Annotated in this window: 25 protein-coding genes and 1 riboswitch; of the genes, 15 read left to right on the top strand and 10 right to left on the bottom strand. The window is 64.5% G+C overall.

Annotated features, from left to right (window positions below):
• Positions 1–15: 15 nt before the first annotated feature.
• From XM53_RS11860 to XM53_RS11850, 3 genes are read right to left on the bottom strand one after another with little or no spacing between them, the layout of a single operon-like run.
• Entirely contained in the window at positions 16–678 is a 663-nt protein-coding gene (locus XM53_RS11860) for a hypothetical protein (RefSeq protein WP_057793557.1), read from the bottom strand.
• A 58-nt stretch (positions 679–736) separates the two neighbouring features.
• Positions 737–1,264, bottom strand: coding sequence for a peptidoglycan-binding domain-containing protein (locus XM53_RS11855; protein WP_057793555.1), 528 nt, complete (start codon positions 1,262–1,264; stop codon positions 737–739).
• Positions 1,265–1,299: 35 nt separating this feature from the next.
• Complete coding sequence (locus tag XM53_RS11850; RefSeq protein WP_057793553.1) at positions 1,300–1,698, bottom strand: OB-fold nucleic acid binding domain-containing protein; 399 nt, start codon at positions 1,696–1,698, stop codon at positions 1,300–1,302.
• A gap of 129 nt (positions 1,699–1,827) precedes the next feature.
• Here XM53_RS11850 and XM53_RS11845 point away from each other — a divergent pair, with 129 nt between their 5' ends.
• Positions 1,828–2,151 carry a 2Fe-2S iron-sulfur cluster-binding protein gene (locus XM53_RS11845; RefSeq protein WP_057793755.1) on the top strand — a complete coding sequence of 108 codons (324 nt, stop codon included), beginning with the start codon at positions 1,828–1,830 and terminating at the stop codon, positions 2,149–2,151.
• 147 nt (positions 2,152–2,298) lie between these two features.
• Here XM53_RS11845 and purD read toward each other — a convergent pair whose 3' ends face one another.
• A complete protein-coding gene (purD, locus tag XM53_RS11840; protein ID WP_057793552.1) occupies positions 2,299–3,564 on the bottom strand; it encodes a phosphoribosylamine--glycine ligase in 1,266 nt (421 codons plus the stop codon).
• Positions 3,565–3,701: 137 nt separating this feature from the next.
• On the opposite strand from purD, the gene XM53_RS11835 reads away from it, so the two are divergent.
• A complete protein-coding gene (locus XM53_RS11835) occupies positions 3,702–4,262 on the top strand; it encodes a type 1 glutamine amidotransferase domain-containing protein (RefSeq protein WP_057793549.1) in 561 nt (186 codons plus the stop codon).
• 38 nt (positions 4,263–4,300) lie between these two features.
• The gene (gene xseA / locus XM53_RS11830) at positions 4,301–5,827 is read left to right on the top strand and encodes an exodeoxyribonuclease VII large subunit (RefSeq protein ID WP_057793547.1); all 1,527 of its coding nucleotides are present in this window, start codon (positions 4,301–4,303) and stop codon (positions 5,825–5,827) included.
• Positions 5,828–5,834: 7 nt separating this feature from the next.
• Here xseA and XM53_RS11825 read toward each other — a convergent pair whose 3' ends face one another.
• From XM53_RS11825 to XM53_RS11815, 3 genes are all read right to left on the bottom strand, one after another.
• Positions 5,835–6,230 carry a hypothetical protein gene (locus XM53_RS11825; protein ID WP_057793546.1) on the bottom strand — a complete coding sequence of 132 codons (396 nt, stop codon included), beginning with the start codon at positions 6,228–6,230 and terminating at the stop codon, positions 5,835–5,837.
• A gap of 39 nt (positions 6,231–6,269) precedes the next feature.
• Positions 6,270–7,334, bottom strand: a complete 1,065-nt coding sequence (locus XM53_RS11820; RefSeq protein ID WP_057793544.1) for an alkane 1-monooxygenase — start codon at positions 7,332–7,334, stop codon at positions 6,270–6,272.
• A gap of 168 nt (positions 7,335–7,502) precedes the next feature.
• Entirely contained in the window at positions 7,503–8,390 is an 888-nt protein-coding gene (locus XM53_RS11815; protein ID WP_057793542.1) for a lytic transglycosylase domain-containing protein, read from the bottom strand.
• A gap of 97 nt (positions 8,391–8,487) precedes the next feature.
• On the opposite strand from XM53_RS11815, the gene ftsY reads away from it, so the two are divergent.
• Together ftsY and XM53_RS11805 are read left to right on the top strand one after the other, a co-directional pair.
• On the top strand, positions 8,488–9,873 hold the full coding sequence (gene ftsY / locus XM53_RS11810; RefSeq protein ID WP_057793540.1) for a signal recognition particle-docking protein FtsY: 1,386 nt from the start codon (positions 8,488–8,490) through the stop codon (positions 9,871–9,873).
• Positions 9,870–10,751: a hypothetical protein gene (locus tag XM53_RS11805; protein ID WP_057793538.1), complete on the top strand. Its 882-nt coding sequence runs from the start codon at positions 9,870–9,872 to the stop codon at positions 10,749–10,751. The genes ftsY and XM53_RS11805 overlap by 4 nt, the downstream gene beginning before the upstream one ends.
• A gap of 30 nt (positions 10,752–10,781) precedes the next feature.
• On the opposite strand, the gene XM53_RS11800 is transcribed toward XM53_RS11805, so the two are convergent.
• A complete protein-coding gene (locus tag XM53_RS11800; protein WP_057793753.1) occupies positions 10,782–11,279 on the bottom strand; it encodes an MgtC/SapB family protein in 498 nt (165 codons plus the stop codon).
• A 170-nt stretch (positions 11,280–11,449) separates the two neighbouring features.
• On the opposite strand from XM53_RS11800, the gene XM53_RS11795 reads away from it, so the two are divergent.
• From XM53_RS11795 to XM53_RS11780, 4 genes are all read left to right on the top strand, one after another.
• Entirely contained in the window at positions 11,450–11,974 is a 525-nt protein-coding gene (locus XM53_RS11795; protein ID WP_057793536.1) for a peroxiredoxin-like family protein, read from the top strand.
• A 39-nt stretch (positions 11,975–12,013) separates the two neighbouring features.
• Positions 12,014–12,916: a DMT family transporter gene (locus tag XM53_RS11790; protein ID WP_057793534.1), complete on the top strand. Its 903-nt coding sequence runs from the start codon at positions 12,014–12,016 to the stop codon at positions 12,914–12,916.
• A 17-nt stretch (positions 12,917–12,933) separates the two neighbouring features.
• A complete protein-coding gene (locus tag XM53_RS11785; RefSeq protein WP_057793532.1) occupies positions 12,934–13,539 on the top strand; it encodes an inner membrane-spanning protein YciB in 606 nt (201 codons plus the stop codon).
• Between the two features lie 86 nt (positions 13,540–13,625).
• Positions 13,626–14,228 carry a hypothetical protein gene (locus tag XM53_RS11780; protein WP_057793529.1) on the top strand — a complete coding sequence of 201 codons (603 nt, stop codon included), beginning with the start codon at positions 13,626–13,628 and terminating at the stop codon, positions 14,226–14,228.
• On the opposite strand, the gene XM53_RS11775 is transcribed toward XM53_RS11780, so the two are convergent.
• The gene (locus XM53_RS11775; protein ID WP_057793527.1) at positions 14,177–15,169 is read right to left on the bottom strand and encodes an alpha/beta hydrolase; all 993 of its coding nucleotides are present in this window, start codon (positions 15,167–15,169) and stop codon (positions 14,177–14,179) included. The genes XM53_RS11780 and XM53_RS11775 overlap by 52 nt on opposite strands.
• Before the next feature lie 151 nt (positions 15,170–15,320).
• Positions 15,321–15,399, top strand: a riboswitch (SAM riboswitch).
• Between the two features lie 58 nt (positions 15,400–15,457).
• Here XM53_RS11775 and metZ point away from each other — a divergent pair.
• The 6 genes from metZ (at position 15,458) to XM53_RS11745 (ending at position 22,093) form a co-directional block, all read left to right on the top strand.
• Positions 15,458–16,648, top strand: coding sequence for an O-succinylhomoserine sulfhydrylase (metZ, locus tag XM53_RS11770; protein ID WP_057793751.1), 1,191 nt, complete (start codon positions 15,458–15,460; stop codon positions 16,646–16,648).
• Between the two features lie 97 nt (positions 16,649–16,745).
• A complete protein-coding gene (gene folE2 / locus XM53_RS11765; RefSeq protein ID WP_057793525.1) occupies positions 16,746–17,846 on the top strand; it encodes a GTP cyclohydrolase FolE2 in 1,101 nt (366 codons plus the stop codon).
• A gap of 169 nt (positions 17,847–18,015) precedes the next feature.
• Entirely contained in the window at positions 18,016–18,633 is a 618-nt protein-coding gene (locus XM53_RS23570) for a hypothetical protein (protein ID WP_201455411.1), read from the top strand.
• Between the two features lie 127 nt (positions 18,634–18,760).
• The gene (locus XM53_RS11755; protein ID WP_057793521.1) at positions 18,761–18,973 is read left to right on the top strand and encodes a hypothetical protein; all 213 of its coding nucleotides are present in this window, start codon (positions 18,761–18,763) and stop codon (positions 18,971–18,973) included.
• A 91-nt stretch (positions 18,974–19,064) separates the two neighbouring features.
• On the top strand, positions 19,065–20,510 hold the full coding sequence (locus tag XM53_RS11750) for a TrkH family potassium uptake protein (protein ID WP_057793519.1): 1,446 nt from the start codon (positions 19,065–19,067) through the stop codon (positions 20,508–20,510).
• Positions 20,510–22,093 carry a 5-guanidino-2-oxopentanoate decarboxylase gene (locus XM53_RS11745; RefSeq protein WP_057793517.1) on the top strand — a complete coding sequence of 528 codons (1,584 nt, stop codon included), beginning with the start codon at positions 20,510–20,512 and terminating at the stop codon, positions 22,091–22,093. Before XM53_RS11750 ends, XM53_RS11745 begins: the two co-directional genes overlap by 1 nt.
• A gap of 58 nt (positions 22,094–22,151) precedes the next feature.
• Here the strand turns inward: XM53_RS11745 and XM53_RS11740 are convergent, their stop codons facing one another.
• Positions 22,152–23,918: a serine protease gene (locus XM53_RS11740; RefSeq protein ID WP_057793515.1), complete on the bottom strand. Its 1,767-nt coding sequence runs from the start codon at positions 23,916–23,918 to the stop codon at positions 22,152–22,154.
• Positions 23,919–24,067: the final 149 nt, after the last annotated feature.

Genomic DNA, 24,067 nt, shown 5'->3' with positions numbered 1-24,067 from the left:
CTGTCGCGCAACGATTCAGAACTGGTGCCAGAGGCCGAGCTTCAGCTTGAAATCATCGGCCTCTGCCACCCCGGCCACCACGCCGACCTCGATGTGGTAGCCGGGTGCGATGCGGTGCACGTAGGAGGGCGCCAGCTTGGCGTAGGGATCGCTTTGCGTCGGGATGCCCGTCTGTAGTTGCAGGACGAGCTTGGAGTCGGGGCTGGGGCTGAGCCCGAAGGTGATGTCGGTTTCCAGCGCGCCATCGAAACTGCCGATGATGATCGCCCGACTGTCGACGCTGACCCAGCCGGGCATGTCCCCCAGTTGCAGCCCATGGCCGACGCTGATGCCGGGGCGCAGCGCGAAGTCTTCGCGGGCCATGCCAAGTCCGAACTCGGCGCTGACGCGCAGGTTGCGGTCCGCGGCACTGACGGGCCAGCGAAAAAACGCAATGGCCTTGGACATGTCGTCTTCATGGCCGCCTGCATCGAGGCCGACGGTCAGGCGCTTCGTCAGACCGTGTTCGGCATAAAGCGAGCCGTAGAACCCGCTGCCATCGGAGATGCCGTTCTCGAGGTCGGTCTCGATGGAATAGCTCAGAAAAGTTTCATCCTCTCCGCGCATCCAGGGCCCCGCCAGCGCCGGCGCGGCACTGAAGATCAGCAGAACGGGAATGACAACGCGTTTGAGCGGCATGGCACCTCACGCGTTCAGAGTGGTTAAATTAGGTAAACGCCCGGTTAACGAAGCCCGATCATTCCGGGCTGTCCGGCGTTTCGCGGGCGACCGCGATCAGGCCAAGCTGGCGCGCCCCCGCAGCGGACAGGATATCGGAATCGAATCCCTGCGGTTTCTGGAAGGCGCGGATGGCCGCGCGGGTGCGGCGGTCCATCTGTCCGGTGATCGGCCCGCGGTAAAGCCCGCGGGCCTTGAGCGCGCGCTGAACCGAGGCGTTGAATTCGGGCGTCAGCTCGGCGCGGCATGGCACCTGAAAACGGGTGACACGCCGTTCCTGTACGATCTTCTGAGCGGTCTCGGTCCGATAGCTGGCCGGGCGCGTGATGGTGCCGTCCTCGGCCACCTCGGCGGGGCTGACGAGGATCTGCTCAGTCACCGTTTCCACCACCGCGGGCGAGGTGTCCTGTGCCCAGCAGGTGCCGGGCGCCGCGCCGGGGGGCGGGGTGTCCAGCCGCTGGACGGTGTCGGGGGCCGCGCCCGGCATGTCGCCGCAGGCGGCAAGAGGCAGGAATGCGCAGGCGGCAATCAGGGTCGGTCGGATCATCTGCTCGTGCCTTTTTAGGCGTGTTTTGCAGCAGTTTACCCGGTTTGATCCGCGAGGGGAAGCGCACTGTCGTCGCCGTCGCACTCCAGCAGGCGGTCCAGCAGCGGCGAGATATCCTCGACCTCTTCGGCGATGACATGCACCACGCCCGATTGCCGCTGGATGCGGCCGGTGACCCGCAACAGTCGCCCGGCGATGACCGCGCGGCGGTATTTTTCGTAGAGCTTGCGCCAGACCACGATGTTGACCACGCCGGTCTCGTCCTCCAGCGTGAGAAAGATCACGCCCTTGGCGGTCCCCGGGCGCTGGCGCAGGATCACCAGCCCCGCGACTGTGACGCGGGCGCCCTCGGGCGGATCGGCCAACCGTGCGGCGACGAGAGCCGCAGGCGGGCGGGGCCAGTCACCGGGCGTGACGGTGGACAAAACTTTCATGAGAACATAGATAGAACATACGGGGTTTTCGGCAACTCTTTTCCCGGCGATGTCGCAAATGGGACTGGCATCGCCTACATGGCGCGGCTAGGAACCCTTGAAGAACGCAAGCGACGGGAGCCCGATTTCATGGCCAAGATCACCTATATCGAACATAACGGCACCAAGCACGAGGTGGAGGTCGCCAACGGCCTGACCGTGATGGAAGGCGCGCGCGACAACAACATCCCCGGCATCGAGGCCGATTGCGGCGGCGCCTGCGCCTGTTCGACCTGCCATGTCTATGTCGATCCGGCCTGGGTCGAGAAGCTGCCGGCGAAAGACGACATGGAAGAGGACATGCTGGATTTCGCGTTCGAGCCCGATCCCGAGCGCTCGCGCCTGACCTGCCAGCTCAAGGTCAGCGATGCGCTGGACGGCCTTGTCGTGCAGATGCCCGAGAAACAGATCTGACCTGCCGCTTCCTCTGGCCGTAAATATCCCGGGGGTGCGGGGGCTGGCCCCCGCTTGAACCCGCGTGCGGGGGCTGGCCCCCACTTGAACCCGCGTGCGGGGCCTGGCCCTCGCATCGGTCGGAGCGCGCGCAGCGGGATCCGAAACTCAGTCCAGCGCCCGCCAGCCGATATCGCGCCGACAGAACCCCTCGGGCCAGTCGATCCGGTCGACCATTGCGTAAGCGCGGTCGGCCGCCTCGCGGAGCGTCGTGCCCCGCGCTGTGACGTTCAGCACCCGGCCGCCCGTGGCGGTGATCTTTCCGTCCTTTTCACCGGTGCCGGCGTGGAACACCATGTGAAAACTGTCTTCAGGACAGTCGTCCAACCCCTTGATGATGCTGCCTTTCTCGTAGGTGCCGGGATAACCCTCCGCGGCCATCACCACCGTCAGGGCATGATCGTCGGCCCAGTTCGCCTCGACCTGGTGCAGGCGTTCCTCGGCAGCGGCCTGCATCAGGTCCAGCGCCTGCGCGCCCAGCCGCAGCATCAGCACCTGGCATTCCGGGTCGCCGAAGCGCACGTTGTATTCCACAAGGCGCGGCTGGCCATCCTTGATCATCAGCCCGGCATAGAGCACGCCCTGGTAAGGCATCTCGCGCTCGGCCATGACGCGCAGGGTGGGGCGGATGATCTCCTCCAGCGCCTTTTCGGCCACGGCGTCGGTCAGCACGGGGGCAGGAGAATAGGCGCCCATGCCGCCGGTGTTGGGACCGGTGTCGCCTTCGCCCACGCGCTTGTGGTCCTGCGCGGTGCCCACGGGCAGGGCGGTCTGGCCGTCGCAGAGCACGAAGAAGGATGCCTCTTCGCCGTCCATGAATTCCTCGATCACCACCTCGGCGCCGGCGCTGCCGAAGCTGCCGCCGAACATTTCGTCGATGGCGGCGTGCGCCTCGTCCACCGTCTGGGCGATGATCACGCCCTTCCCGGCGGCCAGCCCGTCGGCCTTGACCACGATGGGGGCGCCCTGCGCCGTCACGTAATCCTTCGCGGCCTGCGGCTCGGAAAAGTGGCCGTAAGCGGCGGTGGGGGCGTTCGCGGCGTCGCAGATTTCCTTGGTGAAGCTTTTGGAGGCTTCCAGTTGCGCCGCCGCCTGTGACGGACCGAACACCAGAAAGCCCGCGTCGTGCAGCCGGTCGCCCACGCCCGCGGCCAGCGGGGCCTCAGGGCCGATGATGATGAACTCTATGGCGTTGGCTTCGCAAAAATTCACCACTGCCGCGCCGTTTTCTATGTCGAGCGACGCGCATTCGGCGATCTGGGCGATGCCTGCATTGCCCGGCGCAACGATCAGCTTGTCGCATTTGGGGTTCTGCATCACCGCCCAGGCCAGCGCGTGTTCGCGCCCGCCGCCGCCGAGAATGAGGATATTCATGGCACCGCTCCCTTGGAATTTGCCGATTGCTTAAGCGGTGCGCCCGCTGGTGGCAAGCGACCGCCTGTCGCGGGAACGGATCAGGCGGAGGGGCGTTGCAAGAGCGTAGTGTGATTGAGTGATGAAGGAGTAGAAAAATGCCGAAACTGTCGAACCGAAGAGTCGCGATACTGGCCACCGACGGCTATGAACAATCGGAGCTTGAAAAGCCGCGAGATGCGCTGCTGAGCGAAGGAGCCGAAGTGCACATCGTGTCGCTCAAAGCGGGCAAGATCCGCGGCTGGGATGACGATGACTGGGGCCGGTCGGTCAGCGTCGACAAGACGCTCGACGCGGTCAGCGCCGACGACTACGACGCACTGGTTTTGCCCGGCGGCCAAATCAACCCCGATATCCTGCGCACCGACAAGAGCGCCGTGAAGTTCATCAAGGCGATCTTCGACGCCAAGAAACCCATTGCCGCCATCTGCCACGCGCCGTGGCTTCTGGCCGAGGCAGGCATCGCCGACGGGTTGCACCTGACGTCCTACCATTCGATTCGCACGGATATGGAGAATGCGGGTGCGAAATGGGAAGACAGCCCGGTCGTGGTCGATAAAGGCGTGGTCACCAGCCGCAATCCGGACGACCTGCCCAACTTCTGCGGCAAGGTGATAGAGGAAATTTGTGAAGGCCGCCACGAAAGTCGTGCTGCCTGATCTTTCCAACCGGGGCGGGATGCGTCAAAGATGTGGTCATGTCGGACCTCATCGACGATCCCGCCCCGGGCGAAAACGCCCCCGAATTCTCGGTTTCTGACCTTTCGGGGGTCATCAAACGCGTGATCGAGGGAGAGTTTTCCCACGTGCGCGTCAAGGGCGAGGTGGGGCGTGTGAGCCGGCCTCGCTCTGGTCACATCTACATGGACTTGAAGGACGATCGCTCGGTTCTGGCCGGGGTGATCTGGAAAGGTGTGGCAGGTCGGCTGGCGGTACAACCCGAAGAGGGCATGGAGGTCGTGGCGACGGGCCGGCTGACTACCTTCCCAGGACAATCCCGTTACCAGATCGTGATCGAGGATATCAAGCCGGCGGGCATGGGCGCCCTGATGGCCATGCTGGAGGCCCGGCGCAAGGCACTGGCAGGCGAGGGCTTGTTCGCGCCCGAGCGCAAGAAACCGTTGCCATATCTGCCCGAGGTGATCGGGGTTGTGACTTCGCCTTCGGGCGCAGTGATCCGGGATATCCTGCACCGTCTGCGTGACAGGTTTCCGCGCAAGGTGCTGATCTGGCCCGTGGCCGTGCAGGGCGAGAAATGTGCGCCCGAGGTAACGCGGGCCATTCAAGGCTTCAACGCGATGACGCCGGGCGGCGCGCTGCCGCGGCCCGATCTGCTGATCGTGGCGCGCGGCGGCGGGAGCATTGAGGATTTGTGGGGGTTCAACGAGGAATCGGTGGTGCGGGCTGCGGCGGCATCCGAGATCCCGTTGATTTCCGCCGTTGGCCACGAAACAGACACCACGCTGATCGACTTTGCATCGGACAAGCGGGCACCCACGCCCACGGCGGCGGCCGAACTGGCCGTGCCGGTGCGACTGGACCTGCTGGCATGGCTGGATGGACAGGAAGGGCGGCTGTTGCAGGCGCTCAAGGGCCAGGTGACGGCGCGGCAGCAACGGCTGCGCGACCTCAGCCGGGCATTGCCGCGCGGGGATGCCCTGCTGGAGGGGCCGCGCCAGAGGCTGGACGGGATGGCCGACAAGCTGCCCGGTGCGCTGCGCGCGTCGATCCAGGTGCGGCAGGTGAAGCTGTCGGAGAAAGCCGGGGCGCTGCGGCCAGGAATGCTGCGCGAGCGGGTGCGGAACCGGCGGGACGGGTTTGCGTCGCTGGCGGCACGGATGAACACGCGTACCTTGCAGCGCGACATCAACCAGAAGCGCGCAGATTTTGACCGTATCACCGGGCGTCTGTCGAACGTGGGCGTGCGGCAGATCGGCATCTGGCGCGACAGGCTGGCGGCGCAGGATCGCCTGCGGGAAACGCTGGGCTACAAGGCGACGCTGGCGCGGGGCTATGCCGTGGTGCGCGGCGACGGGGCGCTGGTGACGACGAAAGATGCGGCACAGGCGGCCAGCGCGCTTGAGATCGAGTTCGCCGATGGCAAACTGTCGGTCGGCGGAGGCGATGCCGCCGCAAGCCCGCCGCAGTCGGGCGGCCCCGAGCCGAAGCCGAAACCCGCCCCGAAGGCAAAGAAGTCGCCGCCCGAGCAGGGCAGCTTGTTCTAGCGCCGGCTTAGACGCCGATTTCCGGGCCGAGGCAGTGAAGCGGCTCTCCGGTCTGTTCCATCTCGTATAGCTGGGTTTGGGCCGGGTCGTTTTCGAATTGCGCCAGGAGACCGCCACCCGACCGCTGAAAGCTCCAGCATTGCGGATCGGGTTTGTCTTCATAGACGAAACAGATCAGGCCGTCGTCCTCGTACCATTCGCCCTCCTGGCAGCGGCCGTCGAGGAAAGACCAGCGCACGCGGCGGTTCTCGAGATATTCCTCGCCGCCATACGGGGCCCCCTGGGCGCCATAATAGAAGGTTTTGCCGCGCGTGTAGGCGTCAAACTCCGCCGCGGACATGTAATCTTGCGCGGCAGTGGCGCAGGGGACAACGATCAAGGGCAGAAAAGCAAAGAGGCGCATGGCGCGATCCTGACAGATACGGTTGACGAGGGCCACGGGCTATTCGCCGGGCATGGGGGTGGCCGTGGTCACGCGGGCGCGATCCCGCCACCGGGCGCAGCGGCGATCCATCATCCTTCGCCAGAGCGTTGGGAAAAGCGCGATGGTGGCCATCAGTGGAAGTGGCAGCGGCAGCATTGGCATGGTGTCGCGGTCAAGTTGCAGCGCCGGGTAGCCGCGCGAGGGTGTGACATGATGATCCGAGTGGCGTGGTGCATTGAGCATGAGCGCGGACGAGAACCAGTGGGGCGTGTTCCATGAATGCTGCGGCCCCACAGGCTCGATCCGGCCATCGGGCAGGGTGGCGCGGCGCAGGCCGTAATGCTGAACGTAATCGGACAGCAGGATCTGCATCTGCGCATAGAGCGAAAGTGCTGCAACCGTGGCCAGGGCCTTGGGACCACCAAGGAATAGCGCGCCGAGGATCAGGCCCGCGGCGCCGCCCAGGTAGAGCACATAGGGATGTGTCCAGGCGGGCTTGCGGCCGGCCCGCAGGCGATTTTCAGCCGCGAGTCCCGCCCGAAAAGACCCCGCGCTGGCCCTCAGGGCGTAGCGATAGAAGCCTTCGCCGGGTCTTGCGCTGTTGGGGTCGGCATCGCTGCCGACATGGACGTGGTGCACGCGCAGATGCGCGCTGGCGTGGTGGCCGACCAGCAGCGACGTGTAGATCAGCCGGCCCAAAAAGCGCAGAGGGCGGGCGGTGCGGTGAATGAGCTCATGGGCGACCGGGTGCGAAATCTGCCCGAAGAAAAGCCCCGTGGCAAAGCCGGTGAGGAACCGTTCCAGCCCAGAGAGACCGGACGGCCCCGCGATGGCCCAGAGCGCGGAAGCGTAAAGGCCGAAATGCGCCACGCCAAGCACCGCCAGCAGCGTGTCGGCGGCGGGAAACTCGGCGTCGGGGTCGGTATTGGCGGCTTCGACGGCGATCAGGCGGTCCATCAGGAAGGTCAGCACCGTGAGATATCCCAAAGCCACCCACGCCCAGGCGCCGCCCCACGCCGCAGCAAGCCCGATCAGCAGGACGGGCAGGCATGTCGCGATGGTGAAAAGGCGCAGGTCTTTCATGGGGCATCGGGGATGAACAGTCTCGGGCACTCTTAACATGGGGGTGATTACGATTCACTCAATCTTCGGCGTCGTGTTGGCTGCATAGTCGCGTGACAGTGTGACAAGGGAGCAGCAATCTTCCTTCCGGTCGATTTGGCCGGCGATCCGTAAGCCGGGGGTGCGCGGTCAGTCATTGGGATAGACCGCGCAGATGCAGCCTGCTTTCTTGAATTTCGCGCAGTCGCGCCACGCCGCGTCGCGGCTGTCGCGCCCGAGCCGGGCCATGAAGTACCCGCCCTTGGGGCTGGCGCGGCTTTTCTGGAACAGAAGGTCTGGTTCCTCTTTACCGATCAGGCCGGTGCAGGCTCGCGTCTGCGCCTTGAACTTCGCAAGCGACGCCTTCTTGGTGACGCCGAATGCCATCTGGATGCCCCAAGGCTTGACCTTGGGCAGATAGGACTTGAGCGCGGTCATGCGGCGGTTGCGGGCCAGATCGAAGCACGCCTTGTCGAAGGGAAGATCTTGTGACAGCCGCAGGTCGGGTGTCGGCACGGGCTCTTCGGTCCAGTTGGGGTAGGGGACGCCGGTGATGATGCGAACGTAGTCGATGGTTTCCTGCGCCAAACCTCCGGTGCCGGCGATCAGCCCTTCGGCGCGCCGCTCGCCGCCGTTATAGCCGATGGCAGCCAGCCCGAGGTTCCCGTAGCGGCGAGCCATTTCGGCCAGGTACTGCGCCGAATGCTCCAGCGCCTCGGCAGGGTTGTAGGGGTCCGAGAGGCCGCGCAGCTTGGCCGTCGACGGGATGAACTGGGCAATGCCGCGGGCGTTGGCGGGGCTGAGCGCGTTGGGATCGAAACGGCTTTCCTGCCAGATCAGGCGGGCGAAGAAATGCGGGTCAAGGCCGTGGCGGGCGGCGAAGGTCTCAATGGCGTTGCAGGTGTCGTAGACAAAATGCGCCTTGCGGATGCACAGGGGCGGCCCCCATTTGTCGGTGGAACAGATCGTGTCGGGCGGCGTCGCCAGCGCGGGGCCGGGGACAAGCATCGAGACGAGAAGGACGAGGCGCAGAAGCATGTCGGCATGGTTGCCTGCGGGCCGCGCTTGTCAATGGTGGGTTTTCATCGGGGGCGGGGCGGTTTAACTGGAGAGGTCAGAAAGCAAGGGTGTCTCAATGGCGTTTTTCCGCAAGCTGAAGGACCGGTTGTTCAAGTCTTCCTCGAAGCTGGAGGAAGGGCTGGACGCGATTGTCGAGGACGGGGGCGAAGCCGAGGAGTTGACCGAGGCGGCGGAGCCGGACCCAAAGCCGGAGTCGGAGCCGGAAACTGAGCCTGAACCTGCGCCGGAACCGGAGCCTGCACCGAAACCTCAGCCGACACCCGAGCCTGAGCCAGAACCAGAGCCGGAACCTGCGCCTGAACCAGAGCCAGAGCCTGAACCCGAGCCCGAGCCGAAACCCCAGCCGCGCCCGACACCGCCGCCGGAGCCGCGCCCCGACCCGTCGCCGCCGGAAGTTCCCGCACCGCCCAGCGAGGTGCCGCCAGCCGCGCCGCAGGAGGTGCCGCAGTCTCCGCCCCTGGAAGACCCGGTGCGCGAGCCTGATCCGCAGCCCATGCCGACGCCGATCGAGATTCCGCCGGATACGCCGAAAAGCGAGGCCGCGGCTGCCGCGAAGACGGGCCTGTTCGGACGGCTGCTGGGACGTGGCGAGGCCAGGACGGTGGTGCGCCGCGTGCTCGACGACGACATGCTGGAACAGCTCGAAGAGCTTCTGATCACCGCCGATATGGGCGTCGACACGGCCCTGCGCGTCACCGCAAACATGGCTGAGGGGCGCATGGGGCGGAAACTGTCCAGCCAGGAGATCAAGGAGCTTCTGGCGCGCGAGATCACGCGGATCATGGAGCCGGTGGCCAAGCCCATGCCACTATACCCCAAGCGCCCGCAGGTGGTGCTGGTGGTGGGGGTCAACGGGTCGGGCAAGACCACGACCATCGGCAAGCTGGCGAGCCAGTTCAAGGCGGCGGGCAAGTCGGTGGTGATCGCCGCGGGCGACACGTTCCGCGCCGCCGCCGTCGAGCAATTGCAGGTCTGGGGCGACCGCGCGGGAGTGCCGGTGCTGACCGCGCCCGAGGGCAGCGACCCGGCCAGCCTTGCCTTTGACGCCATGGACCGCGCCGAGAAAGACGGCGCGGACCTTCTGATGATCGACACGGCGGGGCGGTTGCAGAACCGCGCCGACCTGATGGAGGAACTGGCCAAGATCGTCCGCGTCATTCGCAAGAAGGACCCCGATGCGCCGCACAATACGCTGCTGGTTCTGGACGCCACCACGGGGCAGAACGCGCTGAGCCAGGTCAAGACGTTCCAGGAACTGGCCGATGTCTCGGGGCTGGTGATGACCAAGCTGGACGGCACCGCGAAGGGCGGTGTGCTGGTGGCGCTGGCCGACAAGTTCGGTCTGCCGATCCACGCCATCGGGGTGGGCGAGCAGATCGACGATCTGGCGCCGTTCGACCCCGAGGATTTCGCCAACGCCCTGACGGGGCTGGAAGCATGATGCGGCGGGTCGTGATGATCATGGGCCTTGTGCTGCCGGTCGCCGTGCAGGCCCAGCCGGTGATGGACCGGGAGACCTGCCGTGAGGGCTGGCAGGCGCTCAACGCGGCGATGGGGCAGGCGGCAAGGTTCCAGACCATCGAGCCTATGGTCACCGATGACGGCTGGTGCCGTATCGACCGCAGCGTGGCGGATTTGCGCGACAAGGATTTTTCAGAATTGGAGTGGCGCGCGACCGGCGTGGCCGAGGCGATCGAGGAAAGTGGCTTCCCGGAAAGCCTGGAGGCGCGTTTTTCCGGCATCGACCTGATCGAGGCGTTCGGGATGGATTTGCCGCAGGAGCGGGCCGGCGCGATGGCCGGCCTGACCGTGATGGCCGAGCGTGACCCGGAAACGCTGGATTTCGCGATCCGGGCGATGGACTTTGATTTCGGCGCGCTTGGCGCGGCGAATTTCAGCCTTGTTGGCGGGGGGATCGACCTGTCGGGGCTGAAGCGGATGCAGATCACCATTGGGGGGCTGCGGATCCGCGAGGCTACGCTGTCGGTGGACACGACGCCGGACCTGTCGCGGGCGCTGAGCGCGGGCCTTGGAGGGGAAGAGCAACTGGCGCTCATGCGCGAGGTGGTTCGTGTGTTGCCAGACGACACCGTGTCGGAGGAAAGCCGCGCGGCGCTGGTCGCCTTTCTGGATGCCGCACCGGCGCAGGACGGCACGCTGGAGCTGAGCGTCACGTCGGAGGCGGGGCTGGGCATGATCCAGATCGCCGGGGGCGGGATGCAGCTTGAGGAAAGTGTCAGCGACGAGGATGTGAAGGATGCCGCCACGCTGTTGTTGAGCGGGGTGCGGATCGAGGCGACCTGGACCCCTTACAACTGAAACGCAGACCCGACGCCTTGGGAGACACGGTCAGTGCGTGCCCATCAACTTCTCGATCTGGCCCAGCACGAAGAGCACGATCACTACGAGTGCAGCGGCCATGGCGGCCAGCGGGATCTGGCCCGCGCCGCATCCGAGGCCCACAGCGCCCGCCAGCCAGAGCGAGGCGCCGGTGGTGACGTTGCGCACCTTGTCGCCCGCGGTAAAGATCAGCCCAGCGGCAAGGAAGGCGACGCCGGCTGTCACCGCCTCGATCATGCGGATGGGATCGTTGCGCTGCTCGCTGTTGCCGCCGCTGAAGTCGAGCGCGGCCAGTTCACGGCCGATAATGACGAAGAGACAGGCGGCGACGGATACCAGGATATGCGTGCGCAGGCCGGCGGGCTTGTCGCGCATCTCGCGTTCAAACCCTATGCAGGCGCCCAGCACGACGGCCACGATCAGGCGCGCAAAGGCCACCGAGGCGGGCACCACCGAAAACGTGCCCTGCACCTCGTTCACGATCTGGTCCATGAAGGCCGCGAGCATGGGTTGCATGTTGGATCAACCGTGTGGTGCTGCATGGGTTCCGTCGCGTTGCGGATTGTTTGGCTGACGCTCGCGGGACCCGAGGGTTGGGTTTCCGGGTTCCGTAACTAGGTACTCTGGATCCAAGTGCCGCTGATGGCGGCATTTAACCTCTTGAAAGGAACTGTCCCATGCCCAAAGCCCTGTCGTCCGCTTCCGCGTTTCCCGTAACCGAGATCGACCGCCAGGATGGCGGGACGATGCGTCTTGGCGCGCCGGACGAGAAGCCATGGCAGTTGATTTTCGTCTATCGCGGCATCCACTGCCCGATCTGCCGCCAGTATCTGCAGGACCTTGAGCCGAAGCTGCAAGAGTTCGCGGATATGGGGATCGAGGTGGTGGCCGTGTCCGCCGATACAGAAGCCAAGGCGCGGAAATTGCGGGCAGACCTTTCCCTTTCCGTGCCGCTGGGGTACGGGATGGACGTGGCGCAGATGCAGGCGCTGGGGCTCTATGTCTCGGATCCGCGCTCGCCCGAGGAAACCGACCGGCCCTTCGCGGAACCCGGACTGTTCCTGGTCAACCCGGAAGGCGATTTGCACATGGTGGATATTTCGAACGCGCCGTTCCTGCGCCCGGAGCTGGAGAAGCTGCCGTCGCGGATCAAGTATGTCCTGGATAACGACTATCCCATCCGGGGCACGCATGAAGGCTGACGTACGGACCGGATCGTGCCGGGGGTGTGACACCGGCGCATGAGCGAATGGATCGTCTCGCTTGAGGGGACCGAGGCCGGTCACCAGCTTGCCCTCGGGCTGGCCTTGCTGGCCGCCGTTCTGCACGCGCTTTTCGGCGCGTTGCAGAAGGGGCGGCACGATCCGTGGCTGACGCGGGGGGCGATCGACGGATCCTATGCGCTGATGGCGGCACCCTTCGCGCTGTTCGTGGTGCCCTGGCCCGAGCCGCATATGTGGCTGATCTTCGCCACGGCGTGGGTGATCCACACGCTATACAAGATATTGCAGGCGATGGCCTACATGCGCGGGGCCTACACGGTGGTTTACCCGGTGGTGCGCGGCACCGGGCCGCTTTTTACCGTGATCGGGGCCTATCTGCTGTTCGGAGAGACGTTCAACGCGGTGCAATGGACGGGCGTGGGAGTGTTGCTGGCCGGGATCTACGGCCTGGCAATCTATAACCTGCGCACGATCAAGCTGGACCGCGAGACGATGCCCGCCGCGCTGGGGCTGGCAGTGCTGACCGGGCTTTTCGTGGCGCTTTACACCACCTACGACGCCTATGGCATTCGGGCCACCGCGGACCCGTTCACGTTCCTGGCGTGGTTCTTCATGATCGACGGGCTGACCTTTCCGGTCATTGCCTATCGCCGCTGGCGCGGGATGGAGACCCCGCCCGAGCCCGGCCCGCTGATGCTGCGCGGGTTTGCCGGCGGGGTCATCGCGTTCTTTTCCTTCGGGTCGATTATGATGGCCACGCGGCTGGACAAGGTGGGCGAGGCGGCGGTGCTGCGCGAGACCTCGACCGTTTTCGCCGCCCTGATCGGGTGGCTGATCCTGAAGGAAACGGTGGGGCCGCGGCGGATCGCGCTGATGGCATTGATTGCAGCCGGCGCGGTCATAGTTGAAAGTGGCGGCTGAAAAGAAGAGGCGAGACGATGGACGACAAGAACGCGAATGGCAAACTGAAGGCGGTGCTGGAATTCGGCCCGGTGCTGGGCTTTTTCGTGGCCTACCTGTTGCTGAAGGACCGCGTGTTCACCATCGGGGGCACGGAATACGAAGGCTTTATCGTCATCACGGCGGTGTTCATCCCCGTGCTGCTGGCCTGCACGGCGCTGATGTGGAAGCTGACGGGCCATCTGTCGAAGATGCAGATACTGACGGCGGTTCTGGTGGTGGTCTTCGGCGGGCTGACCGTGTGGCTGAACGATCCGAAGTTCTTTCAGATGAAACCGACGATCATCTACCTGTTCTTCGGCGCGGTTCTGGGCATCGGCCTGCTGCGGGGACGGTCCTATCTGCAATACGTGATGGACGGGCTGATGCCGCTGACCGACGCGGGCTGGATGATCCTGACCAGGCGGATCACGATCTTCTTTTTCGCGATGGCCGCGCTGAACGAGCTGGTCTGGCGCACGCAGAGCGAGGAAACCTGGGTCTATTTCAAAACCTTCGGCCTGATGGCGGCGATGTTCGTGTTCTTCATGATGCAGGGCAAGCTGATCGCCGAGCATGGGACGGATGACGGCGGCAAGTCCTGAGCGTATCTGTTGTTTTTCCGCCGCAGCCGCCTGCGACGCGCCAGACAAGCCAAATTTTCGCCCCAATAATCCGCCATGCAGGGCGCATGACATATGCAGTGATTTCCCGCGTCCAGGACGCGTTCGCCTCAATCCCGCCGATGCGGGCCGAGACGCTTCTTCCCCTTGTGGTCATGCTGATCCTGTGGATCGGTCTTAACGCTTCGGGTATGCCCGAGGAGCGAGTCTTCGTTCTGGTTCTGGTTCTGGCGCAGGCCCATGCCGTCTGGCGCAGCCTGCCCAACGCCGCGCGTCACCTTGAAAGCCGGAAACACGCCAGGATGATCTGGCCGGTGGTTGGCGTCACGGCCCTGTCCGCGCTGCAACTGAGCATCAACGATCCTCTGTTCAGCCAGCGCCTGCTGTCGGGCGCTTGCATTTTCGTGCTGCTGGTGATGCTGATGGGCGTCCGGCGCGAGCAGGAGGTGATGGCACGTATGATGCATAGCATGACCGAAGGGCGGCCGGTGTCGCTCTTGCGGGTCAATGCGTGGTTCGCGCTGGTGTTCCTGTGCGTGAACGAAGCCCTGATCGCGACAGGTTCGCTGGTGGTGTGGATGTCGGCGATGATGATTGCGGCGTTTCTCGTGCATGCGGCCTATTGGTTCATCGTGCTGCTGGTGATCCCGCCCGAAGACAGCCTCGCCTGAGGCAGTCGGGAGAGAAACGAGAGTGCCGGCAAGTCTGGTCTGGGCCAGGGCAGGACGCGCGACCAACGGGGATCCTGGATCTCGGGCAGCAACGTGCGCAGACGCGCCAGGCTGTGATGGTCGGGCTGGCGCAGCAAAGCGCGGTAGACGTCGAACAGCCCGTCACGCAGATAGGTCGACCAGTGACAGTAAAATCGCGCCCGGCCCGGCGCGACATGAAAGCCGGCCCGTTCCAGCGACGGCAGCGTGTCGGGATGATCCAGCTGCACGGTCAGCGTGTTGGGCCGCTGCGGCAGCGCCTGTGCCAGGCTGCGGTCGCCATGTTCGGGGGCCGAGATCAGCCGTTCCAGCAGAAAATCGAACAGGTCGTTCTCACGCGTGGTGACGCTGATGATCTCGGCGGCGCGGCCTGCGGTGCTTTCGATGGCGGCACGGGCGGCGGCGCCGTACTCGGCGCCGTTCAGCAGCAGAACCCGGGCGACCGCGCCAGCGGGCACGTGGGGCAGGGCGCCAAGGGCAACGCGTGCGCCCAGAGAATGCGCGACAAGGTGCACCTGCCGGTCCGGCGCGACCTGCCGTATCATCGACACAAGGTCGGCAAGGCAAAGGCCGGCCTCTTCCGCCTGCTTGTAGGCGTTCCAGATGGTTCCCCGGGCCGACCAGCCGAATCCGATTGCGAGCCCTTCGTCAGGATCGCCCGCGCCGTATCCCAGACCGCGCGGCCAGCTTTTGGCTTTCCAAGTGCGGAGCTTGGGATCGAGCGACAGGATATGGTTATGCGGGCAAGCCGTTGGATGACCGGGTGCAAACTTGAACCCGTGGGTCATGATGATAACGGGGCCGGGACGTTCGAGCGCCCGGCGCAAGGCGGGCAGCAGCGGTTGGGAAGCGCCGTGAAGGCAAGGACCAAGAGGCGTGGCGTCGACCTGCAAAAGCGGCATCTTCGACCCTTTCTACTACATCTTGTAGGCAGCAGTTACTCCAGCCATATGACGGTTGCTTGAAGCTTGGGTTACAGCACCGTGACGGTGCAAAGGGGGCACAACCGCGCCCGCGCAGCTATCGGTTGACGCCAACCGCGCGGCGGCGTACATCGGCACTTGTGGCGATTTGTTACCGGATTGCGGGCCACGTTAAACATCTCCGCTAAAGAGGTCAGGATGAAAGCTCCCTTTCGCTTGACCGGCTTGGGGGCTTTATTTTTTGGGCTGATCGCCCGGAGGTCGATGATGAAAAAAGAGTGGAAGAAACGCACCAAGCTGGTGCATGGCGGCACGCGGCGCAGCCAGTACGGTGAGGTGAGCGAGGCGATTTTCCTGACGCAGGGCTTCGTCTATGACAGCGCCGAGGCCGCCGAGGCCAGGTTCCTGCAGGCCGGCGAGGACGAGTTCATCTACGCCCGCTACGGCAACCCGACCGTGGCCATGTTTGAAGACCGGATCGCGGCGCTGGAAGGCACCGAAGCCGCGTTTGCCACGGCGAGCGGCATGGCGGCGGTAAGCGGTGCGCTGATGTCCATGCTGAAGGCGGGGGACCATGTGGTGTCGGCGCGGGCGCTCTTTGGATCCTGTCTGTACGTGCTGGAAGAGATCCTGACCCGCTATGGCGTGGAGGTGACGTTTGTCGACGGCACGGACCTTGATGCGTGGCGCGCGGCCGTTCGCGCGGACACCAAGGTAGTCTTTTTCGAGACCATCGCCAACCCGACGCTGGAGGTGGTGGACGTGCAAACGGTGGCCGAGATTGCCCATGGCGTCGGGGCAAAAGTTGTGGTCGACAACGTCTTCGCCACGCCGGTCTTTTCCCGGGCGGTCGAACAGGGGGCCGATGTTGTCGTCTATTCGGCCACCAAGCATATCGACGGGCAGGGGCGCGCGCTGGGCGGTGTGATCCTGGGCACCGAGGAGTATATCCGCAAGACGGTCGAGCCTTACATGAAGCACACGGGCGGCTCGATGTCGCCTTTCACCGCCTGGGTGATGCTGAAGGGGCTGGAGACGATCGACCTGCGGGTACGGGCGCAGGCCGACAACGCGCAGGCCGTCGCCGAGGCGTTGCAAGGGCATCAGGCGCTGGATCGAGTGATCTATCCAGGCCACGCAAGCCACGCGCAGTTTGAGTTGGTCAAGCGCCAGATGGGCACGGGCGGCACCGTGATCGCGCTGGACATCAAGGGCGGGCAGGCGGCCGCGTTCCGCTTTCTGAACGCGCTGGAGATCGTGGTGATCTCGAACAACCTCGGCGACGCGAAATCCATCGCGACCCACCCGGCGACGACGACGCACCAGCGGCTGTCGGACGAACAGAAGGACGCGCTGGGCATCACGCCGGGCCTGATCCGGCTCAGCGTGGGGATCGAGGATGCCGAAGACCTGGTGGCAGACGTGATGCAGGCGCTGGAGGCGGTGACGCAACAGTGATCCAAGACAGCGCTTCTGACGTATCAAAGGTCAAAGTGGTAATTTACCCTGATCTGGCATAGGTACTGTGCTGTCGGCAGCGAGCGAGGATCCGACCATGAACGTGCACCCGAGTGACATGAAAAAGGTTGCGGACCGCGGTGACGCCAAAGAGGCGTTGGACATTCTGCGCGCCTGGGCGGAAACCGCCACGCCGGAAGAGATCGCCGACCTCGATCCGGCGATTTCCCGACTTTTGCCGCAAGGCGAGGTGTCGAACTATCCGGCGCTGCGCCGCGACTATCCCGAGGAATTCAGGCCCGACGCCGCTTACCGGGCCAGTATGCCCGATTTGCAGAACGGCCCTTCGTCGCTGATCAAAGGGGCGCGGCAGCAGTTGCAGCATGTCGGAATTTCGAATTTCCGGCTGCCGATCAACTTTCATACCCGCGAAAACGGCGACCTGACGCTTGAAACCTCGGTCACCGGCTCGGTCAGCCTGGAGGCCGAGAAGAAGGGCATCAACATGTCCCGCATCATGCGCAGCTTTTACAAGCACGCCGAACGCACCTTCAGCTTCGAGGTGATCGAGGCGGCGCTGGACGACTACATCTCGGATCTCGACAGCATCGATGCGCGCATCCAGATGCGGTTTTCCTTTCCGATGAAGATCACGTCGCTGCGCTCGGGCCTGGAGGGCTACCAGTATTACGACATCGCGATGGAACTGGTCGAGCATGACGGCGTGCGGCGCAAGTTCATGCATCTGGACTATGTCTATTCCTCGACCTGCCCCTGTTCGCTGGAACTGAGCGAACATGCGCGGCAGGCGCGGGGGCAATTGGCCACGCCGCATTCGCAGCGCTCGGTCGCGCGGATTTCGGTCGAGGTGGTGGGTGAGGCGTGCCTGTGGTTTGAAGACCTTATCGAGCTGGCGCGGACGGCGGTGGCGACCGAGACGCAGGTCATGGTCAAGCGCGAGGACGAACAGGCCTTTGCCGAGTTGAACGCGGCCAACCCGATCTTCGTCGAGGATGCGGCGCGGCTGTTTTCGGAACAGTTGCTGAACGACGCGCGGATCGGCGATTTCCGGGTGATCGCCAGCCACCAGGAAAGCCTGCATAGCCATGACGCGGTCAGCATCACGACCGAAGGCGAGACGTTTGCATCCGAAAGCCTGGATCCCAAACTGTTCACCACGCTGTTTCACGTCGGATAACGCGATCGGCGTTGATCCGGCGCCTGTTGTGATGAAACCTTTGGCAAAAGCTTGCCGGAACGGGGTGCCGCGCAAGCTGCGTCGCGGCATATCCTTTTCTGCGACTGCAAAGCTGGTATAACACCCGTGCAATCTTGCCCGCAGGGGCGATTCAAAACGGGATAGAGAAATGGATATGTATTCTGCACCTCTGAAGGCGTCTTTGACGGGTTTGCAACTGAGCGGAATGATTGTGGAAAAGCAGCTTAGACTCGCGCAGGTGCTTGGCCGCGCCGCTTTTGAATCGCAGCTTCGGTTCCTGGGTCTGGCCTTTGATCTGCCGACCCTGGCGCCGGTCCTGGTGAGCCCCGCCACCAACGTCGCGCCGGTGGCACCCCCCAAGGCAAAACCGGCTGCGAGGAAGACAGCATCGAAGCCTGCGGCAAAGGTGGCAGCAAAGTCGGCCTCCAAACCTGCTGCGAGATCGGCGGCAAAGCCGACGACCAAGCCGGCCGCCAAAACCGCGGCCAAACCGGCGGCGAAGTCGGCCACGAAGCCCGCTGCGACCCCGGCGGTGAAGCCTGCGACCCAATCCGTGCAGAAAGACGCTTCAATGACGGCACGGAAACCAGAGCCGCAACCCGTCGAGACGTCGGCACCCGCGAAGCCCGAGACAAGCAACGTGACGGCCTTTCCGAAGTCCGAAACGACCGCGGAAAAAGACAGCGGCGCCAAGCGTCCGCGTCAACCCTCGGCGCCGCCCGCCATGCCCGACCGCAGCACCGCAAGCGGTGAAACCGGCCAGTAACCATTTGAAAACCCCGGGTTGCGTTGCGTGCAAGTCGGGGTTTCCAGTACGGCAGTGGTGCTGACCGATTGTTTGGCCTACCTTGGTGTCAGGGAGGAAACCGAAGCAACATTCTTGAGGTTTCCAAATGGCGACTAGCACAACCAATCTTGTACACGGCGGATTCTTCAGCCGGTTCTTCCGCGGCATTGCCGATGGTTTCGAACAACACGCCCGCATCATGTCGCGTCGTGGGCTGATCGACGAACTGCACGCGAAAAGCGACGCTGAACTGGCCGAGATGGGCATTAAGCGCGAAGACATCGTGCGCCACGTTTTCCAGGATCTCTTCTACTCCTAACGACCATCCTCGTTCCTGCGAGGCTCCGGCTGGGCCGGGCCTTCGCGGAGCGGCTTGACATGGGCCAGAACCGGGGCCAAGGCTTTGCTCCATGGTGGATTTTCGCCCGGTTGGATATGTGATTGGCCTGACGGTCATGGCGCTGGGCCTGGCGATGGTCCTGCCGATGATGGTGGACATCGCCGAAGGGCGTGAGCACTGGCAAGTCTTTGCGGAAAGCGCGATCCTGACAGTTCTTGCGGGGGGCCTTGTGGCGCTGTCGTGCAAGAACGGCGTGCGCGAAGGGCTGACAATTCAACAGACCTTCCTGCTGACGACCGGCGTTTGGGTGATCCTGCCGATCTTCGGTGCCATGCCTTTCATCTTCGGCGCGACGAACTCGACCCTGGTCGACGCCTTCTTCGAGGCGATGTCGGGCCTCACGACCACCGGATCGACTGTGTTGACCGGATTGGACACGCTGCCGAAGGGATTGAACCTGTGGCGCGGAATCCTGCAATGGCTGGGCGGGATCGGCATTGTCATCGTGGCCATGGTGTTCCTGCCCGAACTGCGGGTCGGCGGGATGCAGATTTTCCGGTCGGAAGCCTTCGACACGATGGGAAAGATCCTGCCGCGTGCGACCGAGATCGCCTCACGTATCTCGGTGATCTATCTCGGGCTGACGCTTGCGTGCACGGCCTGCTACATGATGACGGGGATGAACGCGTTCGACGCGACCATGCATTCCCTGACCACCGTGTCTACAGGCGGCTTTTCCTCTTACGACGCGTCCTTCGGCACCTTTCAGGGCCCGGCGGAATGGGTGGCAACGGCGTTCATGATCCTCGCGGCGCTGCCTTTCGTGCGCTATGTGCAATTGCTGGGTGGCAGCAATGTTCTGTTGAAAGACAGCCAAATCAGGGCTTTCCTGATCACCATCGGTGTCCTGATCGTGGGCACGGCAGTTATTCTGGTGTCGATTTTCCCGCACCATCCCGAACAGGCGCTGCGCGAGGCGGCGTTCAACATCACCTCGATCATCAGCGGCACGGGATATTCCAGCGTGGATTACATGGAATGGGGGACGTTCCTGATCGCGGTGTTCTTTTTTGTCGGGCTGATCGGCGGTTGCGCCGGCTCGACAAGCTGTTCGATCAAGATTTTTCGTTACCAGTTGCTGTTCGCGTCGGTAAGGGCGCAATTGCAGCGAATATATTCGCCGCACGGCGTGTTCACGCCGCGCTATGACGGCCGGCCGATTTCCGAGGACGTGCTAAGCTCGGTCATGTCCTTTTTCGTCTTCTTCGTAGTCACGCTGGGGCTGGTGGCCGTGGCGCTTGGGATGACGGGACTGGATTTCACCACGTCCGTGTCGGGGGCTGCGACGGCGATTGCCAATATCGGCCCTGGCCTGGGGGATGTTATCGGGCCTTCGGGGAACTTCCAGCCGCTCAACGACACGGCCAAGTGGATCCTGATCGCCGCCATGCTGATCGGACGACTGGAGCTGATGGCCGTCTACGCGATCTTCACCATTTCATTCTGGAGAGCCTGATGACCCAACGACCGCTCGGCGCACAAATCTCGCATATGCTCAAGGCCCGCGGGGTCGACGTGATCTTCGGCATTCCCGGCGTGCACAATGTCGAGATGTATCGCGGCATCGAGGAGGCGGGCATCCGCCACGTTCTGGCGCGCCACGAGCAGGGGGCGGGGTTCATGGCCGACGGCTATGCCCGGGCGTCGGGCAAGCCGGGGGTGGCCTATGTCATCACCGGGCCGGGGCTGACCAATATCATGACGCCGATGGGGCAAGCCTATTCGGACAGCGTGCCGATGCTGGTGATCTCGAGCTGCCTCGATGAGACGGCGGCGCGGCGCGGGCAACTGCACCAGATGATCGACCAGGAAGGTGCGGCGCGCTGCATCTGCGACTGGAGCTTTGAGGTGAAATCGGCCGAAGCCACCTATGGCCTGATCGAGCGGGCGTTCAACGAGTTCGCCTCCGCGCGGCCGCGCACGAAGCACCTGCAGGTGCCGATTGCCCTGGGCGGCAGCCTGGCTGATCCGGCACCAGCCCCTGTCCAGGCGCGCGCCAAGCGGCCCGTGGCGCGGGCCGAGGACGTGGCGGCGGTGGCCGAGGCGCTGCAAGAGGCCAGCACGCCCATGATCCTGTTCGGTGGCGGCAGCGTCGGGGCAGGCGAAGCGGCCCGGGCGGTGGTTGAGCGCAGCGGGGCGGCGGCGATCATCACCTATGCCGGGCGTGGCGTGGTGGGCGCCGACCTGCCGCTCGATTTAGGGGCTTACCTGGCGCGGCCCGACAGCGCCGACGTCCTGGCGCGGGCCGACCTGGTGCTGGTCGTGGGCTCGGAACTGTCCGAGATCGACCTGTGGCGGGACGAATTGGGCCACAAGGGCCGCATGATCCGGGTGGATATCGACCCGGTCGAGCTGGAACATCCGCGCGCCGAGCTGTGTATCCTGTCCGACGCGGGCGCGTTCCTGACGGCGCTGGCCGAGAGCTTGCCCGATCGCGCCGCACCGAAATGGGATGCAGCCGATGTGGCGGCCACCAAGGCCCGCTGGCGGGCAGAGGTGGTGGCCGAGCGACCTGGGATCGTGCCCGTGGTCGATGCGCTACACCAGGCTTGCCCGGCTGAAACCATGATCTATTCGGACATGACGCAGTTTGCCTATGCCGCCAAGGAGGTCTGGCCGATGGACCGGCCCTGCCATTGGCACCACCCGTTCGGCTACGGCACGCTGGGATATGGGATGCCCGCGGCGATTGGCGGAGCCATTGCGCGGGAGGGAAAACCGACACTGGCGATCTGCGGCGACAGCGGATTTCAGTACACCCTGCAAGAGCTGGGCACGGCGGTCGAGCACGGCCTGCCGCTGCCGATCATCTTGTGGGACAACGGTAAGCTGAAAGAGATCGAAGACGCGATGATACGCTCGCAGATCGCGCCCAACGCGGTGGTCGCGAGGAACCCGGATTTCTGTGCGCTGGCGAAAGCCTATGGCGCCCATGCGGTGCAACCCGGAACCCTGGAGGAGTTGGGCGCGGCGGTGCGCGCGGCGTTCGACGCGGACCGTCCGACGCTGATACACGTGCAGGCCGGGATCGCCGGATAGGCTTCGGACAGGCCCGCGTCCGGCATGGTGACTGCCACGGCAGGCGTCGTCGCGGTGCCTATTCCCAGCAGCTGACGAGGACAGTCATGCCCGAGGCGCGTTCTGACAGGCTTTCGGGCGGCATCTGACCATTTCCATTGGTGGCGGACGGCGTGATGCCGGCCTGTTCCAGCACCCTGCGGATCGTATCGGCATTGGCGGCAAAACTGACGCCTTCCGGCAATTGCCGGCTGTCCTCGCGGGCCGGCAGCAGCATCCCGACAACGGCGCCGCCCGCATCCACCACCGGACCACCGGCATCGCCGTCGAGCGCGTTGAGCGCCAGTCGCTTCATCTCCTGTTCGCCGTTCAGGCCGCGCACGTCGGCCAGTTGGCCGAAGGTGACCGACGGCGCGCCGAGGACCCCGCCATAGGAATAGCCCGCGACGGCCACTTCCGATTGCAGGCGGGGAATGTTCTGTTGAAAGGCCGCGACGCCTAAGGGCGCCAGCGGCGTGCGCGGGCGCAAAACAGCGATGCCGGTTTCGTCATTGGCGGTCTGGACCTCTGCCTCGATGGTCTCGTCCAGGGTGATGCGCCCGCAGGATTCGACCACTTCGGTGGTGGTCACCACGGTGCCGGACCGGTCGACGTAAAAGCCCGACCGCGAGATCTTGGGCTGGCGGATTTCCAGCCCGGCGACAAGGTTGATGCTTTGGACTTCATTGGCGCCCGCTGCCGGATCCAGCACCATGTCGAGCCGCGAGAAACTTTCCTGCATTTCGCCAAGCATCCGGGTGCGGCGCTCTTCGTCGCCCGCTGGCCAGACCAGGGTGAAACCCTTGATATGTCTGTCACGCAGCCAGGCTTGAGTGTGTGAAATGGTATAGGCGTTTTCGCCGATCAGGGTGAAGGAATCGCCGTCGAGATTGCGCGGGCCGTCCTGCGGCACGATTTCCAGCGTCTGCATGATGTCGTAAAGCCCAGCAAGGGTGGCGCGGTCCCCGGCCTGGCTGATCAGCAGGATTTTCGCGTCGATGTCGCCGGTGGCGTCGTAATGAGCGAAGGGCGGTTCGTATTTTGCAAACTCCACGACCCCGGTCGGCAGTTTCATAGAAATGCCCGCGCCGGTGTCGCGCACGACCCGCAGGTCCAGCCCTTCGAGGACCGCGTTATACTGACGGAAGAGTTCCGCGCGTTGGCGCGTGGTCAGAACGCCGGTGGCCTCGAAATTGTTCGCCTCCTGCCAGCGGGCCATCGAGCCGCGCGTGCCGCGCCCGAACGCCGCATCGATTGCGCCGCCGTAAAAGCCCGCCCATTTCAGCGCTTCCTGCAAGGCGGCGCGTTCGTCGCGGGTCAAGAGCGCCTCGCTGGCGCGGGCCTCGCGCACCGTTTCGTCGGACGGCTCGGGATCCGGCTGGGGCAGGGGATCGATATTGGTGGTTTGCTGCTGGGCGTCTTCGGTCGCGCTATCCGTGCCGGTGCCTTCCGCGACATCCTGTGTCGGACGGTTCAGGACATTGGCCCCTACCGGCCAGAACTGCCGGTCGTATTCGGACGCCTCGGCGATGTAGCTGTCGCGCGGGATCAGACGGGCCGAGCGCAGGTTGCGCAGGATCGTGTTGGCATCCGCTTCGTTGTAGGGGCCAAGCGCAATGCCGTACCACCCGCCACCCAGCGAGAACCCGTTCACATCCTGCATTTGCCCCGCATACCGGCGCAAGCTGGCCTCGGCCTGGGCAAGGCTGGGCTGCGCCTCGATCTGGATGAAGACCTGAGCCTTGGCGGCGACCGGCGCCACAAGGGTGACGGCCAGAAATACGAGGGTAAGAAAAATGCGCGACATGTACGTCCCTTGCCGAGTTCGGTGTTGTTCTGCTCTTCCCCGCTTTTTAGCAAATCTACGGGCGTGTGCATCCAAAATATGGCCTTTCACGGCAATTGACCCTTGGCTGAGAGCGCCGTAGGGAAGAGCCGAGCATCACGAGGGGCGAC

Source organism: Roseovarius atlanticus (genome assembly GCF_001441615.1).
Lineage (GTDB): Bacteria > Pseudomonadota > Alphaproteobacteria > Rhodobacterales > Rhodobacteraceae > Roseovarius > Roseovarius atlanticus.
Note: the sequence above shows the minus strand (reverse complement) of the source record. Positions and strands in the feature narration are given on the sequence as shown.

Bases quoted from the DNA above. Each gene is read 5' to 3' on its own strand.
- XM53_RS11855 (WP_057793555.1), bottom strand. From the start codon at position 1,264: ATGATCCGACCGACCCTGATTGCCGCCTGCGCATTCCTGCCTCTTGCC.
- XM53_RS11755 (WP_057793521.1), top strand. From the start codon at position 18,761: ATGGCGACTAGCACAACCAATCTTGTACACGGCGGATTCTTCAGCCGG.
- XM53_RS11800 (WP_057793753.1), bottom strand. From the start codon at position 11,279: ATGCTCGCGGCCTTCATGGACCAGATCGTGAACGAGGTGCAGGGCACG.
- XM53_RS11775 (WP_057793527.1), bottom strand. From the start codon at position 15,169: ATGCCGCTTTTGCAGGTCGACGCCACGCCTCTTGGTCCTTGCCTTCAC.
- XM53_RS11805 (WP_057793538.1), top strand. From the start codon at position 9,870: ATGATGCGGCGGGTCGTGATGATCATGGGCCTTGTGCTGCCGGTCGCC.
- XM53_RS11750 (WP_057793519.1), top strand. From the start codon at position 19,065: ATGGTGGATTTTCGCCCGGTTGGATATGTGATTGGCCTGACGGTCATG.
- ftsY (WP_057793540.1), top strand. From the start codon at position 8,488: ATGGCGTTTTTCCGCAAGCTGAAGGACCGGTTGTTCAAGTCTTCCTCG.
- XM53_RS11815 (WP_057793542.1), bottom strand. From the start codon at position 8,390: ATGCTTCTGCGCCTCGTCCTTCTCGTCTCGATGCTTGTCCCCGGCCCC.
- XM53_RS11860 (WP_057793557.1), bottom strand. From the start codon at position 678: ATGCCGCTCAAACGCGTTGTCATTCCCGTTCTGCTGATCTTCAGTGCC.
- XM53_RS11785 (WP_057793532.1), top strand. From the start codon at position 12,934: ATGGACGACAAGAACGCGAATGGCAAACTGAAGGCGGTGCTGGAATTC.
- XM53_RS11795 (WP_057793536.1), top strand. From the start codon at position 11,450: ATGCCCAAAGCCCTGTCGTCCGCTTCCGCGTTTCCCGTAACCGAGATC.
- xseA (WP_057793547.1), top strand. From the start codon at position 4,301: ATGTCGGACCTCATCGACGATCCCGCCCCGGGCGAAAACGCCCCCGAA.
- XM53_RS11790 (WP_057793534.1), top strand. From the start codon at position 12,014: ATGAGCGAATGGATCGTCTCGCTTGAGGGGACCGAGGCCGGTCACCAG.
- XM53_RS11835 (WP_057793549.1), top strand. From the start codon at position 3,702: ATGCCGAAACTGTCGAACCGAAGAGTCGCGATACTGGCCACCGACGGC.
- XM53_RS11745 (WP_057793517.1), top strand. From the start codon at position 20,510: ATGACCCAACGACCGCTCGGCGCACAAATCTCGCATATGCTCAAGGCC.
- metZ (WP_057793751.1), top strand. From the start codon at position 15,458: ATGAAAAAAGAGTGGAAGAAACGCACCAAGCTGGTGCATGGCGGCACG.
- folE2 (WP_057793525.1), top strand. From the start codon at position 16,746: ATGAACGTGCACCCGAGTGACATGAAAAAGGTTGCGGACCGCGGTGAC.
- XM53_RS23570 (WP_201455411.1), top strand. From the start codon at position 18,016: ATGGATATGTATTCTGCACCTCTGAAGGCGTCTTTGACGGGTTTGCAA.
- XM53_RS11845 (WP_057793755.1), top strand. From the start codon at position 1,828: ATGGCCAAGATCACCTATATCGAACATAACGGCACCAAGCACGAGGTG.
- purD (WP_057793552.1), bottom strand. From the start codon at position 3,564: ATGAATATCCTCATTCTCGGCGGCGGCGGGCGCGAACACGCGCTGGCC.
- XM53_RS11780 (WP_057793529.1), top strand. From the start codon at position 13,626: ATGACATATGCAGTGATTTCCCGCGTCCAGGACGCGTTCGCCTCAATC.
- XM53_RS11740 (WP_057793515.1), bottom strand. From the start codon at position 23,918: ATGTCGCGCATTTTTCTTACCCTCGTATTTCTGGCCGTCACCCTTGTG.
- XM53_RS11850 (WP_057793553.1), bottom strand. From the start codon at position 1,698: ATGAAAGTTTTGTCCACCGTCACGCCCGGTGACTGGCCCCGCCCGCCT.
- XM53_RS11820 (WP_057793544.1), bottom strand. From the start codon at position 7,334: ATGAAAGACCTGCGCCTTTTCACCATCGCGACATGCCTGCCCGTCCTG.
- XM53_RS11825 (WP_057793546.1), bottom strand. From the start codon at position 6,230: ATGCGCCTCTTTGCTTTTCTGCCCTTGATCGTTGTCCCCTGCGCCACT.